Source organism: Tabrizicola sp. (genome assembly GCF_022842145.1).
Taxonomy (GTDB): domain Bacteria; phylum Pseudomonadota; class Alphaproteobacteria; order Rhodobacterales; family Rhodobacteraceae; genus Tabrizicola.
This window is the reverse complement of the sequence record NZ_JALHQD010000005.1, coordinates 137,636-152,777: the sequence shown is the minus strand read 5'-3', so window position 1 is coordinate 152,777 and position 15,142 is coordinate 137,636. Positions and strand designations below refer to the sequence as shown.

Sequence of the window (15,142 nt, the reverse complement as noted above, 5' to 3'; positions counted from 1 at the left end):
GAAAAGGCGAGGCGTCCCTCGCCCTGATCCAATTAGCCTTTAATCGCCTTCAGCACGGCCTCACCCAACCCTGCCGGGCTATCCGCCACGACGATCCCGGCGCTGAGCATGGCCTGGATCTTCGATTCCGCGTCGCCTTTGCCACCGGCCACGATGGCTCCGGCGTGGCCCATGCGGCGGCCGGGGGGGGCGGTGCGGCCGGCGATGAAGCCGGCGGTGGGCTTCCAGCGGCCCTTCTTCTTTTCATCGGCGAGGAATTGGGCGGCTTCTTCTTCCGCCGCGCCGCCGATCTCGCCGATCATGATGATCGAATGCGTCTCGGGATCGGCGAGGAACATCTCGAGCACGTCGATGTGCTCGGTCCCCTTGATCGGGTCGCCGCCGATGCCCACTGCGGTGGATTGGCCGAGGCCGACGTCGGTGGTCTGCTTCACGGCCTCATAGGTCAGGGTGCCGGAGCGTGACACAACCCCGACCGAGCCCTTGGAGAAGATGCTGCCCGGCATGATCCCGATCTTGCATTCGCCGGGGGTCAGGACGCCGGGGCAGTTCGGGCCGATCAGGCGCGAGCGCGAGTTGATGAGGGCGCGCTTGACCTTCATCATGTCAAGGACCGGGATGCCTTCGGTGATGCAGACGATCAGCGGGATCTCGGCGTCGATCGCCTCCAGGATCGAGTCCGCGGCGAAGGGCGGGGGCACGTAGATCGCGGTCGCATTGGCGCCGGTTTTCGCAACCGCGTCGTGGACGCTGTCGAAGACCGGGAGGCCGAGGTGTTCGGTCCCGCCCTTGCCGGGCGTCACGCCGCCGACCATCTGCGTGCCGTAGGCGATGGCCTGTTCGGAGTGGAAGGTGCCCTGGCTGCCGGTGAAGCCCTGGCAGATCACTTTGGTCGCTTTGTTGACGAGGACGGACATTCTTAACGTTCCTTGTATCCAGCTTGTCGCAGGCCCGAAGCGGGCCGGAGGGTATCAGAAGGTGAAGCGGACGCCCGAGTCGGTGTCCGAGCCGCAGGTCGGGTCGTTGCCGCCCGAGGTGATTGTCGCTTGCACGCCGGTCTCGAAATCCAGCCGGGTGCAGCCCATGTCGTCCTTGGAGTAGTCGAAGGGCGCGCCCTCGTCCCCGCCAAGGCTGGCGGCAAGGATCTCGGACGCGGTCGCGCTGTCGACGGTCAGGCTTTCGACGTGGCAGAAGCTGCCGTCGTCGGCCATGTAGACCACGGTGCTGTCGCCCGCGCCGGGCAAGAAGGTGACAAGGCCCATCTCGCTGTCGTCCTCACGTGTCCAGAACACGGCATCAAGCATCTCGCCGGTCAGGTCCGCATCCCCGCCGCCGGACATGCAGGCCATGTAGCCCTCGACCAGCTGGTTTCTGGGGTCGGCATCCTGGGCTGCGGCGGGCGTGGCCAGGAGAAGCGCGAGGGCAAGGCGGGTGAGCATCGGTATTCCTTGGGACTTCAGGTGGGGGTGGCGGGCGAGTTGCCGTCAGGGGACTGGCCGACCCGGAAGGTCGGGTTCCGCCGCATGAGGTTGCGCAGGATGTAGGCGAGGTTGAGGGCGCTGCCGATCAGCCCGATGGGCAGGCCGCGCAAGGAGGGGCTGTTCGGGAACACCCGGAGCATGGTGCGGGAAAGCGGGCCGTCCTGGGTGATCCAGGCGGTCTGATCCGAAGGCAGGTCGGCGCGGTGGGTCTTGGCCCAGTGCCGGTGGAGGCTGAGCTGGCTTTGCAACGCGGTGGCGTCCGCCGAGCCGGTGGCATAGCGCCAGGTCTTGCGGCCCTGGGCGTGGACAAAGCGCGGCTCGCCGTGGCTGAGGGTCGCGATCCGCTGGAACGCCCCGAAATCGCCGGGCAGCATGTCATGGGCGATGTCGCGGCCCGTCTTCAGTGCGGCGACCGGGACCTGGCCGAACTCGTCCGAGCCGAGGAGACCGCCCAGCACATCCTGATCGCCGACGATGAAGCGCTTGTCGGCGGTCTGATAGAGGTCGGAGCGCAGGAAGGATTTCCAGCGGTCCAGAAGCGGCTGGTGGCGGGCGGTGACGCTGACGACGCAGGAGTTGACGGTGTAGCCCAGCTCGCGCGCGATGGTGCGGCCGATGGAAAGTGTCCGGCCCCCGGTCCCGGAGTTGCGGCTGCGGAAGCCTTCCTGCGCGACAAGGATCGTGTCGTCCTGCAGGGCGTCGAAGTAGCCGGAGGGATCGGCGGTCAGCATCAGGTCGGCGTCAAGCCAGGTGATGCGGGGGATGCCACGGGCGAGCATCTGTTCCAGCAGGTAGGGCTTGATGTTCCAGAACGTATCCTCGGCCCAGAGGTCGCGGTGGAGGACGACGTTGGGCTGGCGGCCCATCCAGTCCAAGGCTTTCGCGCCAAGGTCGCGGGCGGGCAGATGGAGGCGCGACCCCGGACAGGTGCGCTGCAGGCTGACGGCCAGCAGCATCAGCGCCGGCAGGTCCTGTTCGCGATCCTCGAAGGTCAGGAAGTCCATCTGGGTTCCACCTGGGTTGGGGTCTAGCCGCGGAACACGCCGGGCTGGGTGCGGGTCATGGCGCCCTTCGAGCGGGAGACGAGGGCGACGGCTCCGCTGCCAAGGATCCAGGCTTCTTCACCGCCAAGTTTCATGGCCTGCACGCCCGAAGCGGGAAGCTGTGCGTTCAACTGCGCGACCACCTCGGCGAAGGTCGCCGATTTTGGCGTGACCACGCATTGCCCGGCGCGACCGCTGCGGGTGTCGACTGAAATCACCGCGCTGGCGAAGGACGAGGAGTAGCTGCCGCCCGACCCGCTGCCGCCGGTCTTGCGGAAGCCTAGCGATTCCAGCGTGGGACCCGCCGCGTCGGGGTTGTCTGCAGTCTTGACGCAAGCCGCGATGAATGCGGCGACGGCGGATTGGGTCGTGTTCGCGCTGGCCGCCGGGGCCGCCGCGCTGGTCGAGGTGGTGGCCGTTGGCGCAGTCGTCTGGCAGGCGGTGAGCAGCAGGGCCGCAGCGCTGGCGAGGACGAGGGTCTTCGGCATCCGGATCATCCCTTCACGGCCTTCACGATCTTCTCGGCGCCATCCTTCAGGTCATCGGCTGCGATCACGTTCAGACCGGACTTTCGGATGATGTCCTTGCCGAGTTCCACGTTGGTGCCCTCCAGACGGACGACCAGCGGAACCTTGAGGCCGACTTCCTTCACCGCCGCGATCACGCCTTCGGCGATGATGTCGCAGCGCATGATGCCGCCGAAGATGTTGACAAGGATGCCCTTCACCTGCGGGTCGGAGGTGATGATCTTGAAGGCCTCGGTGACCTTCTCCTTCGTGGCGCCACCGCCGACGTCGAGGAAGTTGGCGGGCTCTGCCCCGTAGAGCTTGATGATATCCATCGTGGCCATCGCAAGGCCCGCGCCGTTGACCATGCAGCCGATCTCGCCATCCAGCGCGATGTAGTTCAGGTCGAATTTGGAGGCGGCGAGTTCCTTCGGGTCTTCCTCGGTCTCGTCCCGCAGGGCGGCAATGTCGGCGTGGCGGTACATCGCGTTGCCGTCGAAAGCCATCTTGGCATCCAGAAGCCGCAGGGTGCCGTCTTTCAGGACGCAGAAGGGGTTGATCTCCAGCATGTCCATGTCTTTTTCGACGAACATCTGGTACAGCTTCTTGACGATCCCAACGCAGGATTTCACGTGCGCGCCGGTCAGTCCCAGAGCGAATGCGACGCGGCGGCCGTGGAAGTCCTGCAGGCCGGTGGCTGGGTCGATGGTGAAGGTGTGGATCTTCTCCGGCGTGTCGTGGGCGACATCCTCGATCGACATGCCGCCTTCGGTCGAAGCGACGATCGAGATGCGGCTGGTCTGCCGGTCGATCAGGAGGGCGAGGTAGAACTCGCGGTCGATGTCGGAGCCGTCTTCGATGTAGATGCGGTTGACCTGCTTGCCTGCAGCACCCGTCTGGATGGTGACAAGGGTGCGGCCCAGCATCTGGCGGGCGAATTCGGCGGCTTCACCGACGCTGCGGGCAAGGCGGACGCCGCCCTTTTCGCCAGCTTCGGGTTCCTTGAAGTGACCCTTGCCGCGGCCCCCGGCGTGGATCTGGGATTTGACCACCCAGAGCGGTCCGTCAAGCTCTCCGGCGGCGGTCTTGGCGTCTTCGGCCTTCAGGACGACACGGCCGTCCGAAACCGGGATGCCGTAGCTGCGCAGAAGCGCCTTCGCCTGGTATTCGTGAATGTTCATGGGGCGCCTCTTGGATTTGACGGCCGGGAAGTGGTCTGGGGGGTTCTGGCACGGGTTCGCGCGTGTTCCAAACAGCAAATGCCTGTAATGCGGAGGAAATGCCGGGAAAATGGAAGATGTGATCACAGGCGTGAAAAGTGTGATCACAGTTTGGAAAAGCGTGATCACATGGTGGCGGTAACGCAAGTAGCACGTGCGAATCACCGTAGTGGTGGCGACATTGACAAGGATCGGAGCGCTTGCGAAGCCTGTGGTCTGACAAGGAGCCCAGCATGCCACGCCCAAGCGCCAATGACATCACGCAAGACCGCCTGCCGAAGATCAGCCACGGGCGGGGCGTCTACCTGTGGGACGTGGAGGGGCGGCAATACATCGACGGGTCGGGCGGGCCGGCGGTGTTCTCCGTCGGGCACGGCGATCCCCGGGTCAACGAGGCGGTGGCCAAGCAGATGGAACGGGTGGCCTATGGCTACCGGTATCTCTTCTCGTCCGACCCGCTGGAGGAGATGAGCGAGATCCTGTGCCGGGCCACGGGGCTGGCGGACATGGTCTATACCAGCAGCGGGTCCGAGGCGGTGGAAAGCGCGGTGAAGATCGCGCTGCAGTATCACTTTGACCGGGGTGATCCGGCGCGGGTGAAGTTCATCGCGCGGCAGCGGTCGTGGCATGGCAACACGCTGATGGCGACGGCGTTGTCGGGGTTCGAGGACCGGCAGCGGGCATTTGCGGGGGCCTTGCCGGACGTGGGCCGGGTGAGTGCGGCAAATACCTATCGTCTTCCCGAGGGGGTGACGGCGGAAGGGCTGGTCGCGCATCTGGCGGCCGAGCTGGAGGCGGAGATTGTCCGGTTGGGGCCCGAGACGGTGGCCGGGTTCATCTTCGAGCCGGTGGTGGGCGCGGCGGGCGGGGCTTTGCCTGCGCCGGAGGGGTATGGGCGCGCGGTGGCCGAGGTCTGTCGGCGGCATGGGGTGCTGGTGATCTGCGACGAGGTGATGTGCGGATCGGGACGCACCGGGGTCTGGCGCGCGTCCGAGGAGGACGGGATCACGGCGGACATCATCACCGTGGCGAAGTCGCTGTCGGGCGGCTACCTGCCGCTGGGGGCTGCGATCTACACACAAGAGATCGCGGACGTCATGGCGGTGGGGCATGGCGGGCCGCTGACGGGGCATACCTATACCGGGCACACGGCTTGCCTGGCGGCCGGGGTGGCGGTGCAGAAGATCGTCGCGGAAGAGGGGTTGCTGGCCCGCATCCGGGACAAGGGACCGCGCTGGCGGTCGGACCTGCGGGCGCGGATGGAGCATCTTCCGGGGGTCGGAGAGGTTCGCGGGCGCGGGTATTTCATCGGGGTCGAGCTGGTGGCGGACCCGGAGACGAAGGTGCCGTTCGATGCGAGCCTGGGGGTGAACGGGCGCATCCGGGCGGAAGGTTTGCGGCGGGGGCTGATCTGCTATCCCTCGGGCGGGCACGTCGACGGGTCGGCGGGGGATACGGTGATCCTGGCGCCGCCGTTCAACGCGACGGATGCCGAGCTGGACGAGATCGCCGACAAGCTGGTGGCGACGCTGGAGACGGTTCTGGACGGTTTGCGCTGAGCCCGGTCGGGGCGGTTATCAGATTGAGCGCCTTGGCAGGCGCGAAGGCCTTTTGTCTCGCCCCTCGTGCGTGAAGGACGCACGAGAGGCTCGGCGTGCTCCGCAGGGGATATTTGGGGACAGATGAATGGCTTAGTTCAGGAAGACGGCGAACAGCATCGCGTCGCCCTGGACGAAATCCTCGAAGTCGCGCCAGGACTGCATCGACATCTGCGGGCCCTTCTCGGCGTAGGGTAGGAGGCCTTCGCCCTGGATGAAGGTGACGAGGTCGATGGCGGGCGGATTTTCGAAGGCCTTATTCAGGTTGATCCCCGCCTCGGCCCCGAAGCGCCAGTGCGGGATCAGGACTTCGCCCTTCAGGAGCTTCTCGGCGTCGGCCAGGACAGCCTGCCAGCGTTCGCCGGTGCCGGGGAGCATGGTGAGACCAAGGCCGGAAACCTGGGCGTCGTTCGGGACCCATTCGCCGGTGTTGTCGGTTTCCAGCGCCACGAGTGACCAAAAGCGGCGGTTCTCTTCGATCATGCCGAGGAAATGGCCGTGGGCGTCTTGCGCCAGCGCCTTGTCGGGAGTGGTCGAGAGCGCGTGCAGGGCCATCGCGGCGCGGTCGACCTGGCGGCCGAACATCATGTCCATCGCGTTCTTGGGCGGCGTGTCGCCCCAGAGCGCATAGATGGCCTTCGACGAGTCGATGACACGCTGGATGGCGGGTTCGGGGTCGTAGGCAAGCGCGGTGGAGGCGAAGCCCGAGAGGAAGTGGGTGTAGGCGGCCAGCCAGGCGGCGTCGGCGGTGTCGAAGGTGATGGTGGGATCCTCGACCGCGACGCCGTTGCCGCGCCCGCCGCCGAGGGCCATGCCGGTGACCTCGGCCAAGCTTTCCCCGGCTTCGCGGGTGCCGTTGGCATTGATGTCGAACCAGAGGTCGGCGATCCGGATCGGCAGGGCGAAGGGCTTGTCGCCAAGCTGGGTCAGGGCCGCGCGGGAGGCGTCCATGTCGGCGTCGAGGTTGCGGATCAGGGCGGTGAAATCGGCGGCCTGGAAGGGGATGGCATCGGGGTTTTCCGGGATCGGGAGACGGAGGATCGGAAGCTCGGACCAGTCGGCTTTCACTCCGGTCTGCCAGCGCAGTTGCAGGGCCTGTTCGACGCCGCCGAGGAAGTGGAGGCCTGCGAGGGCGAAGAGGTCCTCGTTGGTGGGGGTAGGGAGGGCGGCGAGGCGCGCTTCGGTCGGGGCGAGGCCGGTGCGGGCGATTTCCTCGGAGATGGTTTCGGCGGAAAGGGGTGTCGCGAGGAGCAGGGCTATGGCGAGAGTGCGCATGGGGCCTCCGGTTGGTTCAGGCGAGTGTGGCGGCGGGAACTGGGTCGCGCAAGGTGGGGAAGCCCTTATGTGGCGGTCCAGAGGACCTGGCCACGGGGGAGGAGGGTCGGGTGTCTGGTCGGGGTGAAGCCTGCGTTGCCGATGGCCCGGGCGACCCGGGCTTCGGGGACGTGGTAGGGCGGGCGGTCGGGGTGGGTGACGACGCCGTCGGGCTGGCGGGTTGAGGTGGGGGCGTCGGAAAGGAAGACGGTGAAGAGGACGCTGCGGAGGTTGGGAAAGCGGCGGAGGTTTGTGAGGGCGGTTTGCAGGTCGGCGTGGGGGAGGTGGGTGAAGACGCCGAAGGCGATGGCGAGGGTGATGCTGTCGGGGACGCCGGGGAAGGCGAAGTCCGCGTCCTCGATCAGGTGGTCTTCGTGGAGGACCTCGGGGTCGGGGAGTTCGGTGAGCCTGCCGTGCCGCATCAGGGCGAGGGAGGCGTCGGTGCCCCAGTAATGGCCGGGGCGAAGGAAGGGGACGGCCTTGTGGCCGAGGCGGAGCGAGCCGCAGCCGATGTCGAGGAGGTGATCCTCGGGGGTCATGCCTGCGGCCGTCAGGGCGGCCATCTGGACGCGGGCGGTCTCGTCCCAGCGGCCGCCGACAATGTCGCGGTGGCGGCCTTTCGCGATCGCCTCGTCATAGAAGCCGGGGGCGAGGTAGGGGGAAGAAAGCCTGGTCAGGCCTTGTCGTCCGACTTGGCGGCTTTCTTCTCGGCGGCGGCGGCTTTCATGCGGGCGAGAAGCTGTTCCTTCGTCTCGCGCGGGGGGGTGACCGACTTCGGTCCGCCCTTCTGGCTGTGGTCTGGGCCGCGCAGGGTGTGGCGGGTGCCCTTGGGGTTGCCGGATTTCGAGTAGTCCATGGAGGTCCCTCCGGGGGATGTGTGGGACTTGGGGATGCCGGATTTGTGGGCGGGGGGCAAGGGGGGGCGTGGGCGCCACGTGTGGGGCGCATTGCCGGGTGAGTAAAATCAAGGGGTTGGGCGTCGGTGTTAGGGAGATGTTAACGCTTTAATTGCGTGCCGCGACCTGGATTGGACCGCAGTTCGCGGGGGTTCGGGCGGTTTTTCAAAGGAGCGCCTTGCGGCGCAAGACCTTGTCTCGCCTGTCGCGCGAAGGGCGCGACAGGCTCGGGCGTGCCTCCGGCGGGGATATTTGGGCAAATGTGAAAGAGTTGCGGGTCTGGCCCGCCGCGATTTCCGGGTCAGTTCAGGAAGACCATCATCAATCCGGCATTGCCGCCCATCAGGCCTTCGAACTGGCGCAGGCTGGTGGGGGTCACGGTCGGGCCCTGGTCCAGGTAGGGGACGGCGGCCCAGCCCTGGAGCCAGCCGGTGATCGAGATCGGAGCGGGGTCGTCGAACATGCGGCCGAGGTTGATGCCCTGGCCTTCGGGGCCGCGCCAATAGGGGATGAGGAGGCGGCCCTGGAGGAGCGCCTCGCCATCGGCCAGGACGCCAAGCCAGGTGTTGCCGGTGCCGGGGGGCAGGACGAGGCCAAGCGCCGAGGTCTGGGTGTCGTTCGGGACCCATTCGCGGTCGTTGTCCGTCTCGGCGGCGATGAGGGCCCAGAAGCGGCGGTTTTCGGCGATCATCGCCAGGAAATGCTCTTTCGCGGCCTTGGCGCGGGCGGCGTCCGGTTGCTGGTTCACGGCACCTTCCAGCATGGCGAAGGCGTCAAGGAACTGGCCGAAGGAGGCGTCGAAGTTGAAGGCGTCGGTCGAGGGCGGCGCCACCTTCAGCGCGATGCGGGACGCGATGACGCGGTCGATGCTGGCGGCGGGGTCATAGGCGAGGACGATGTTCGCCATGCCGGACATGACATGGGTGTAGGCGGTCAGCCAGGCGGCATCAGCAGCGTCGAAGCGAATGGTCAGCGGCGGGGTGGCAGGGTCGCGGTCCTGCCACTGCCAGCCCAGAAGCTGAGGGCCGAGGATGGCAAGCGCGTCCTCGTCTGGCTCGCGGGCGCCGTTCAGGTTCACGTCGAACCAGAGGTCGGCAAAGGTAAGCTGGAGACCGAAGTCCTCACCTTCAGGCAGGGTGGCAAGGGCGGCGCGGGCGGCGGCCATGTCGCCGTCGATGTCGGTGAAAAACTGGGTGACAAGCGCGCCGTTGAAGGGTTCGGGTGCGGGGTTGGGCGGCACGGGCAGGCGCAGGAACGGCAGACCCAGCGTGTCGCCCGCGTTGCCGGTGACCTGATCCGCCCCAGTACGCCATTGCAGCTGCAGCGCGCGTTCGACGGCGCCGAGGAAGTGAAGCCCCCCGATGGCAAAGATATCCTCGAGCGCGGGTTCGGGCTGGGCTTTCAGCCGGGAAAGCGTGGGGGCGATGCCGTTCGCGCCGATCTCGTCGGACAGGGTCTGGGCGGCGGCGGGGGATGCGAGGGCCAGAAGGGCGACGAGGGCGGCTTTCACGGGCAACCTTTCACTGGGGCATTTACTGCGGCTGAAATGAAGAATGCGCAGCCGGGGCTGCGCATTCAAGGTCAGGTATGTCGCACCAGAGGGCGCGTGTTAGGCCAGCGTCGGGTCGATGCCCTTGCAGGCGGCGACAAGGCCCTTCACGGCGTCGACGGACTTGTCGAACATGGTCTTTTCGGTCGCGTCCAGTTTCACTTCGACCACACGCTCGACCCCAGCGGCGCCAATGATGACCGGGACGCCGACATACATGCCGTCAAGGCCGTAGGCGCCCTTGACGTGGGCGGCGCAGGGCAGAAGGCGCTTTTGGTCCTTGATGTAGGCTTCGGCCATTTCCACGGCGCTGGCGGCGGGGGCGTAGAAGGCGGAGCCGGTCTTCAGGAGGCCCACGATCTCGGCCCCGCCATCGCGGGTGCGCTGGACGATGGCGTCGAGTTTCTCTTGCGTGGTCCAGCCCATCTGAACGAGGTCCGGCAGGGGGATGCCGCCGACGGTGGAGTAGCGGACGGAGGGGACCATCGTGTCGCCGTGGCCGCCAAGGACGAAGGCGGTGACGTCCTTCATCGAGACGTTGAACTCGACCGAGAGGAAGTGGCGGAAGCGGGCGGCGTCGAGGACACCGGCCATGCCGATGACCTTGTTGTGCGGCAGCCCCGAGAATTCGCGGAGCGCCCAGACCATCGCGTCCAGCGGGTTAGTGATGCAGATGACGAAGGCGTTCGGGCAGTTGGCCTTGATGCCTTCGCCCACCGACTTCATCACCTTGAGGTTGATGCCGAGGAGGTCGTCCCGGCTCATCCCCGGTTTCCGCGGCACGCCGGCGGTGACGATGCAGACGTCGGCTCCGGCCAGGTCGGCGTAGGAGTTGGTGCCGCGGAGGGAGGCGTCGAAGCCTTCGACCGGGCCGGATTGTGCCAGGTCCAGTGCCTTGCCTTGCGGCGTGCCCTCGGCGATGTCGAACAGGACGACGTCGCCCAGTTCCTTCAGCGCGATAAGATGCGCAAGCGTGCCGCCGATCTGACCGGCGCCGATCAGGGCGATCTTGGGTCTGGCCATCTGTGCCTCCTTGGGAGTGGTCCGGGGGGATGAATCGGAGGGAGGCGTAGCGGCTTATCGGGCGTCTGTCCAGTCTTGGGGCGGCCACGGTATACCATTGTATGCGAAAAATTCCGGCTTTCGGGCCGGGGGAGAAGGGGTTAGCGGTAACTGGTGCGGAGGGCGCGATGGAAGAGATCGGATTCTGGATTGCGGCCTTGGTGGCGGCGGCGCTGGTCGGGATGTCGAAGGGCGGCGTTCCGGTGGTGGGCATGCTGGGGGTGCCGGTTCTGGCGCTGGTGATCAACCCGGTGATGGCGGCGGGGCTTCTGCTGCCGGTCTACGTGGTGTCGGACATCTTCGGGCTTTACGCCTACCGCCATGCCTGGGACGGGCGGGTGCTGACCATCGTGGTGCCGGGGGCGATCGTCGGGATCGGGGTCGGTTGGGCCACGGCGAGCGTGGTGCCGGAGGCGGCGGTGACTCTGCTGGTCGGGGTGATCGGGCTGGCCTTTGCGGCCAACATCCTTTTGCGCAAGCCGGCGGTGGTGGAACCGAAGCGGGCCGAGGTCGCCCCGGGCCTGTTCTGGGGCGGGGTGGCGGGGTTCACGAGTTTCGTGAGCCATGCGGGCGCGCCGCCCTATCAGGTCTATACGCTGCCGCTGGGCATGACGAAGGCGGTGTTCGCGGGGACCACGACGATTGCCTTTGCGATCATCAATGCGGTGAAGCTGATCCCCTATTATGCGCTGGGGCAGTTGAATACCGGGAACCTGAAGGTTGCGGCAGTGCTGGCCTTGCCCGCGGTGATCGCGGTCTTTGCGGGCGTGCGGCTGGTGCATCTGATGCCGGAAAAGCTGTTCTTCCGGCTGGTGGTCTGGGCGCTGGCGCTGATCTCGCTGAAGCTGATCTGGGACGGGGCGCGGGGGCTGATCTGACCCGGATCCTGCGGGTTCGCGGCTTGGAGGGCAGACCTTTCTGCGGCGGTGTGCAAGGGTCGGGATGGGCCCCTTGGGCTGGCCCGGTTTCCCGGTGGGGAGGGGACGCCCGTAACCGGGGATGCGCTTCAGGGAGGGTGTCGATGCTGCCGGATGCGGATGCGCTTTACGAAAGTCTTGTCGCGCGGGATGGGCGGTTTCCCGACGTCCTCGTCTGTGTGAAGACGACGGGGATCTTCTGCCGGATGACCTGCCCGGCGCGGACGCCCTTGCGGCGGAACGTGGAGTTTCGCGCCTTTGCCGAGGCGTGTCAGGCGGCGGGGTTCCGGGCCTGCAAGCGGTGCCACCTTCAGGCCGGGTCACCCTTTGCGGGGAGGTCCTCGGCCACCGTCTCGTAGTTCGAGCCGGAGGCCATCAGGCACATCGTTCCGTCGGGGAGGGTCATGGTGATCGACCAGGTGCCGGTTTCGGCGGCGTAAAGCTCCATCACCGCGCCCTGGCCTGCGATACCGACCGCGCGGCTGGTCTCGTTGTAGCGGTCGGCGAGGAGCGCGGTAACGGTTTCGCGCCGGTCGCATTGCGGGGCGGAGTGGGCGATCTGGGTTGCGGCGAGGACGGCGGCGAGGCCAAAGGAGAGGGCAAACATCTGCTGGGTCATGGGCGGGCCTTGCTGGCTTTGGACGGGCCAAGGCTGCCGCGGGAGGTATGACGGGCGGTTAACGGGGCGGGCGGGTTGCGCTGCGAATGCACGATCTTTCTGCGCTGCGGCGGATTTGGGCTTGCCGTTTGTGTCCGATCCGTGCTTTCAAGCGCAAGAATGTTGCGCGGAGGTGAGTCGTGACGCGTCCCTATCGGTCCGTTCTGTATATTCCGGCCTCGCGCGAGCGGGCCTTGGAGAAGGCGCGGGAGCTGGCGGCGGACGCGATCATCTTCGATCTGGAGGATGCTGTCTCGCCCGAGGAGAAGGTGCGGGCGCGGGAGTTGCTGGCATCGGTTCTTGACCGTGCGGACTATGGGCCGCGGGCGCGGATCGTGCGGATCAACGGGCTGGGGACCGAGTGGGTCGCAGGCGATCTGGCGGCGTTCGGGGCGCATCCGGGGGTGGATGCGGTGTTGGTGCCGAAGGTGAACTCCGGGGCCGATCTGGATGCAGTTGCAGGGCAGGTGAAGGCCCCGCTCTGGGCGATGCTGGAGACGGCGAAGGGCTGTCTGAACGCGGGGGCGATTGCGGCGCATCCTCGGCTGGAGGGGATGGTCATGGGGACCAACGACCTGGCAAAGGAGTTGGGCGCGCGGTTTCGCAGCGACCGGTTGCCGCTGATGGCGGGGCTGGGGGCTTGCGTGCTGGCAGCGCGGGCCGAGGGGCGCGTGATCGTCGATGGGGTGTTCAACGCCTTCAAGGACGAGGCCGGGCTGCGGGCGGAGTGCGAGCAGGGGCGCGACATGGGGTTTGACGGCAAGACGCTGATCCATCCGGCGCAGCTTGTCGTGGCGAACGAGGTCTTTGCCCCGACCGAGGAGGAGGTCGCTTTGGCCCGCCGCCAGATCGCGGCCTTTGCCGAGGCGCGGGCGCGGGGTGAGGGCGTGGCGGTGGTGGACGGCAAGATCGTCGAGAACCTGCATGTGGCAACGGCCGAGGCGCTGATCGGGAAGGCCGAGGCGATTGCGGCGGTTGCGGTTTAAAGGCAGGGTGCACGCCGATGAACCGGCTGGAGGCCTGCGATGACGTTGATTGTTCTGGGATTGGCACTGTGGTGGGCGGCGCATCTGTGGAAGCGGCTGGCTCCGGGGTCGCGGGACGCCATGGGGAACGCGGGCAAGGGGCTGGTGACGGTCGGCGTGCTGGCGGGCGTGGTGCTGATGGTCGTGGGCTACCGCGGCGTGGAGCACATCGACCTGTGGTATCCGCCGGCGTTCCTGACCCATGTGAACAACCTGCTGATGTTCTTCGCGGTCTACCTTTACGCGGCCTCGGGCATGAAGACGCGGATCACCCGTGTGATCCGGCATCCGCAGCTGACGGCGGTGAAGACCTGGGCGATCGGGCATTTGCTGGTCAACGGGGACCTGGCGTCGGTGATCCTGTTTGGAGGCATCCTGGCCTGGGCGGTCGTGGAGGTGATCCTGATCAACAAGGCGGTGCCGCGCGGGCCGTTGCCGGAGCCTGCACCGGTGGGCAAGGAAGTGGGCGCCGTGGTCGGGGCCGTCGTCGTGCTGGTCGCGATCATGCTGGTGCACAACTGGCTTGGCGTGCCGCCCTGGGGTTGAGGTCGGAGTGGGGGTTTCACACCCCCACACCCCCGTGGGATATTTTGGCAAAGATGAAAGCTGGGGAGATGGGGGCGTGAAGCTCTATCGGTTCTTGAGTGCGGATGACACCTCGGCCTTCTGTCACAAGGTGACGGCGGCGCTGAACAAGGGGTGGGAGCTGCATGGCGCTCCGACCTACGCCTTCGACGCGGCCAATGGCGTCATGCGCTGCGGGCAGGCGGTGGTGAAAGAGGTGGCGGGTGACTACCACCCGGATGTGAAGCTGGGCGAGCAATGAAGACGAATCCGGGGCGCTTCTTCGAGGATTACCGGCTGGGCGAGGTGATCCGCCACGCGGTGCCGCGCACGGTGGGGGCGGGGGAGCGGGCGCTGTATCATGCGCTGTATCCGGCGCGGGGGGCTTTGTATTCCTCGGACGAGTTTGCGAAGTCCGTGGGGCTGGTGGCTTCGCCGCTGGATGATCTGGTGGCGTTCCATACGGTGTTCGGCAAGACCGTGCCGGATATCAGCCTGAACGCGGTGGCGAACCTTGGGTATGCCGAGGGCCGCTGGCTGAAGCCGGTCTGGCCGGGGGATACCTTGCGGTCGGAATCCGAGGTGATCGGGCTGAAGGAGACCTCGTCCGGGGCGACGGGGGTGGTCTGGGTGCGGACGCGCGGGTTGAACCAGCACGGGGATGTGGTGCTGGAGTATGTGCGCTGGGTGATGGTGCGGAAACGGCGGCGCGAGGTGGTGGTGCCGGTGTCGGTGCCGGAGCTTGCGCCGGTGGTGGCGGTGGAGACGCTGGTGGTGCCGGAGGGGCTGGATTTCTCCGCCTATGACTTCGGGCTGGCCGGTGAGCCGCACCGCTGGGGCGATTACGCGGTGGGCGAGGTGATCGACCATGTCGATGCGGTGACCATCGAGGAAGCCGAGCACATGCTGGCGACGCGGCTCTGGCAGAACACCTCGAAGGTGCATTTCGACGTCAGCCAGCGCGAGGATGGGCGGCGGCTGATCTATGGCGGGCATGTCATCAGCCTAGCGCGGGCGCTGTCGTTCAGCGGGCTGGCGAACGCGCAGATGATCGTGGCGCTGAACGCGGGCGCACATGCCAACCCGTGCTTTGCGGGCGACACGGTGCGGGCCTGGTCCGAGGTGCTGGACCGGGCGGAGACTGCGGTGCCGTCGGTCGGGGCCCTGCGGCTGCGGCTGGTGGCGACGAAGGGGGCGGCGGGAGAATTGCGCGGGGCGGACGGGAAGTATCTTTCCGACGTTCTGCTGGATTTGGACTATTGGGCGCTGGTGCCGGTCTGACAGACGCGGCATCCTGATCGTCTGAAAC

The 15,142-nt window shown here is 66.9% G+C and carries 18 protein-coding genes; 8 read left to right on the top strand and 10 right to left on the bottom strand.

The annotated features are described in order from the left end of the window. Positions 1-32: 32 nt before the first annotated feature. The 5 genes from sucD to sucC are packed head-to-tail and all read right to left on the bottom strand — an operon-like array spanning position 33 to position 4,211. On the bottom strand, positions 33-917 hold the full coding sequence (gene sucD / locus Q0C42_RS13570; RefSeq protein ID WP_295076771.1) for a succinate--CoA ligase subunit alpha: 885 nt from the start codon (positions 915-917) through the stop codon (positions 33-35). A 54-nt stretch (positions 918-971) separates the two neighbouring features. Next, positions 972-1,439: a hypothetical protein gene (locus tag Q0C42_RS13565; protein ID WP_295076768.1), complete on the bottom strand. Its 468-nt coding sequence runs from the start codon at positions 1,437-1,439 to the stop codon at positions 972-974. A gap of 17 nt (positions 1,440-1,456) precedes the next feature. Then, positions 1,457-2,485 carry a hypothetical protein gene (locus Q0C42_RS13560; RefSeq protein WP_295076765.1) on the bottom strand — a complete coding sequence of 343 codons (1,029 nt, stop codon included), beginning with the start codon at positions 2,483-2,485 and terminating at the stop codon, positions 1,457-1,459. A gap of 23 nt (positions 2,486-2,508) precedes the next feature. Continuing rightward, positions 2,509-3,012 (bottom strand): hypothetical protein, encoded by a 504-nt coding sequence (locus Q0C42_RS13555; protein WP_295076762.1) that lies wholly within the window; start codon positions 3,010-3,012, stop codon positions 2,509-2,511. 5 nt (positions 3,013-3,017) lie between these two features. After that, positions 3,018-4,211: an ADP-forming succinate--CoA ligase subunit beta gene (gene sucC / locus Q0C42_RS13550; protein WP_295076760.1), complete on the bottom strand. Its 1,194-nt coding sequence runs from the start codon at positions 4,209-4,211 to the stop codon at positions 3,018-3,020. 272 nt (positions 4,212-4,483) lie between these two features. On the opposite strand from sucC, the gene Q0C42_RS13545 reads away from it, so the two are divergent. Together Q0C42_RS13545 and Q0C42_RS21640 are read left to right on the top strand one after the other, a co-directional pair. Next, positions 4,484-5,809, top strand: coding sequence for an aminotransferase class III-fold pyridoxal phosphate-dependent enzyme (locus Q0C42_RS13545; RefSeq protein WP_295076757.1), 1,326 nt, complete (start codon positions 4,484-4,486; stop codon positions 5,807-5,809). Between the two features lie 333 nt (positions 5,810-6,142). Next, positions 6,143-6,304: a hypothetical protein gene (locus tag Q0C42_RS21640; protein ID WP_367115743.1), complete on the top strand. Its 162-nt coding sequence runs from the start codon at positions 6,143-6,145 to the stop codon at positions 6,302-6,304. An 884-nt stretch (positions 6,305-7,188) separates the two neighbouring features. On the opposite strand, the gene Q0C42_RS13535 is transcribed toward Q0C42_RS21640, so the two are convergent. The 4 genes from Q0C42_RS13535 to mdh all read right to left on the bottom strand — a co-directional run bounded on the left by Q0C42_RS13535 (position 7,189) and on the right by mdh (position 10,630). Further along, entirely contained in the window at positions 7,189-7,725 is a 537-nt protein-coding gene (locus Q0C42_RS13535) for a class I SAM-dependent methyltransferase (RefSeq protein WP_295076753.1), read from the bottom strand. A gap of 110 nt (positions 7,726-7,835) precedes the next feature. Further along, positions 7,836-8,018: a hypothetical protein gene (locus Q0C42_RS13530; RefSeq protein WP_295076750.1), complete on the bottom strand. Its 183-nt coding sequence runs from the start codon at positions 8,016-8,018 to the stop codon at positions 7,836-7,838. Positions 8,019-8,359: 341 nt separating this feature from the next. Next, positions 8,360-9,568 (bottom strand): hypothetical protein, encoded by a 1,209-nt coding sequence (locus Q0C42_RS13525; RefSeq protein ID WP_295076747.1) that lies wholly within the window; start codon positions 9,566-9,568, stop codon positions 8,360-8,362. A 99-nt stretch (positions 9,569-9,667) separates the two neighbouring features. Further along, complete coding sequence (gene mdh, locus Q0C42_RS13520) at positions 9,668-10,630, bottom strand: malate dehydrogenase (RefSeq protein ID WP_295076744.1); 963 nt, start codon at positions 10,628-10,630, stop codon at positions 9,668-9,670. Between the two features lie 167 nt (positions 10,631-10,797). Here mdh and Q0C42_RS13515 point away from each other — a divergent pair, with 167 nt between their 5' ends. Beyond that, positions 10,798-11,547, top strand: coding sequence for a sulfite exporter TauE/SafE family protein (locus tag Q0C42_RS13515; protein ID WP_295076742.1), 750 nt, complete (start codon positions 10,798-10,800; stop codon positions 11,545-11,547). A gap of 143 nt (positions 11,548-11,690) precedes the next feature. Beyond that, complete coding sequence (locus Q0C42_RS13510) at positions 11,691-11,945, top strand: Ada metal-binding domain-containing protein (protein ID WP_295076741.1); 255 nt, start codon at positions 11,691-11,693, stop codon at positions 11,943-11,945. Here Q0C42_RS13510 and Q0C42_RS13505 read toward each other — a convergent pair. Further along, entirely contained in the window at positions 11,897-12,205 is a 309-nt protein-coding gene (locus tag Q0C42_RS13505) for a hypothetical protein (RefSeq protein WP_295076740.1), read from the bottom strand. The genes Q0C42_RS13510 and Q0C42_RS13505 overlap by 49 nt on opposite strands. A 179-nt stretch (positions 12,206-12,384) precedes the next feature. Between Q0C42_RS13505 and Q0C42_RS13500 the strand changes: the two genes are divergently transcribed. From Q0C42_RS13500 to Q0C42_RS13485, 4 genes are all read left to right on the top strand, one after another. Next, positions 12,385-13,230, top strand: coding sequence for a CoA ester lyase (locus Q0C42_RS13500; RefSeq protein ID WP_295076737.1), 846 nt, complete (start codon positions 12,385-12,387; stop codon positions 13,228-13,230). A gap of 39 nt (positions 13,231-13,269) precedes the next feature. After that, positions 13,270-13,815, top strand: a complete 546-nt coding sequence (locus Q0C42_RS13495; RefSeq protein ID WP_295076735.1) for an NnrU family protein — start codon at positions 13,270-13,272, stop codon at positions 13,813-13,815. Positions 13,816-13,891: 76 nt separating this feature from the next. Beyond that, the gene (locus Q0C42_RS13490) at positions 13,892-14,095 is read left to right on the top strand and encodes a DUF1737 domain-containing protein (RefSeq protein ID WP_295076733.1); all 204 of its coding nucleotides are present in this window, start codon (positions 13,892-13,894) and stop codon (positions 14,093-14,095) included. Next, the gene (locus Q0C42_RS13485; RefSeq protein ID WP_295076731.1) at positions 14,092-15,114 is read left to right on the top strand and encodes a MaoC family dehydratase; all 1,023 of its coding nucleotides are present in this window, start codon (positions 14,092-14,094) and stop codon (positions 15,112-15,114) included. The genes Q0C42_RS13490 and Q0C42_RS13485 overlap by 4 nt, the downstream gene beginning before the upstream one ends. Positions 15,115-15,142 lie beyond the last annotated feature (28 nt).

Coding starts and splice junctions, on each gene's coding strand:
- Q0C42_RS13495 (WP_295076735.1), top strand. CDS start 13,270: ATGACGTTGATTGTTCTGGGATTGGCACTGTGGTGGGCGGCGCATCTG.
- Q0C42_RS13505 (WP_295076740.1), bottom strand. CDS start 12,205: ATGACCCAGCAGATGTTTGCCCTCTCCTTTGGCCTCGCCGCCGTCCTC.
- Q0C42_RS13555 (WP_295076762.1), bottom strand. CDS start 3,012: ATGCCGAAGACCCTCGTCCTCGCCAGCGCTGCGGCCCTGCTGCTCACC.
- sucC (WP_295076760.1), bottom strand. CDS start 4,211: ATGAACATTCACGAATACCAGGCGAAGGCGCTTCTGCGCAGCTACGGC.
- Q0C42_RS13510 (WP_295076741.1), top strand. CDS start 11,691: ATGCTGCCGGATGCGGATGCGCTTTACGAAAGTCTTGTCGCGCGGGAT.
- Q0C42_RS13560 (WP_295076765.1), bottom strand. CDS start 2,485: ATGGACTTCCTGACCTTCGAGGATCGCGAACAGGACCTGCCGGCGCTG.
- Q0C42_RS13545 (WP_295076757.1), top strand. CDS start 4,484: ATGCCACGCCCAAGCGCCAATGACATCACGCAAGACCGCCTGCCGAAG.
- sucD (WP_295076771.1), bottom strand. CDS start 917: ATGTCCGTCCTCGTCAACAAAGCGACCAAAGTGATCTGCCAGGGCTTC.
- Q0C42_RS13485 (WP_295076731.1), top strand. CDS start 14,092: ATGAAGACGAATCCGGGGCGCTTCTTCGAGGATTACCGGCTGGGCGAG.
- Q0C42_RS13565 (WP_295076768.1), bottom strand. CDS start 1,439: ATGCTCACCCGCCTTGCCCTCGCGCTTCTCCTGGCCACGCCCGCCGCA.
- Q0C42_RS13530 (WP_295076750.1), bottom strand. CDS start 8,018: ATGGACTACTCGAAATCCGGCAACCCCAAGGGCACCCGCCACACCCTG.
- Q0C42_RS13515 (WP_295076742.1), top strand. CDS start 10,798: ATGGAAGAGATCGGATTCTGGATTGCGGCCTTGGTGGCGGCGGCGCTG.
- mdh (WP_295076744.1), bottom strand. CDS start 10,630: ATGGCCAGACCCAAGATCGCCCTGATCGGCGCCGGTCAGATCGGCGGC.
- Q0C42_RS13535 (WP_295076753.1), bottom strand. CDS start 7,725: ATGGCCGCCCTGACGGCCGCAGGCATGACCCCCGAGGATCACCTCCTC.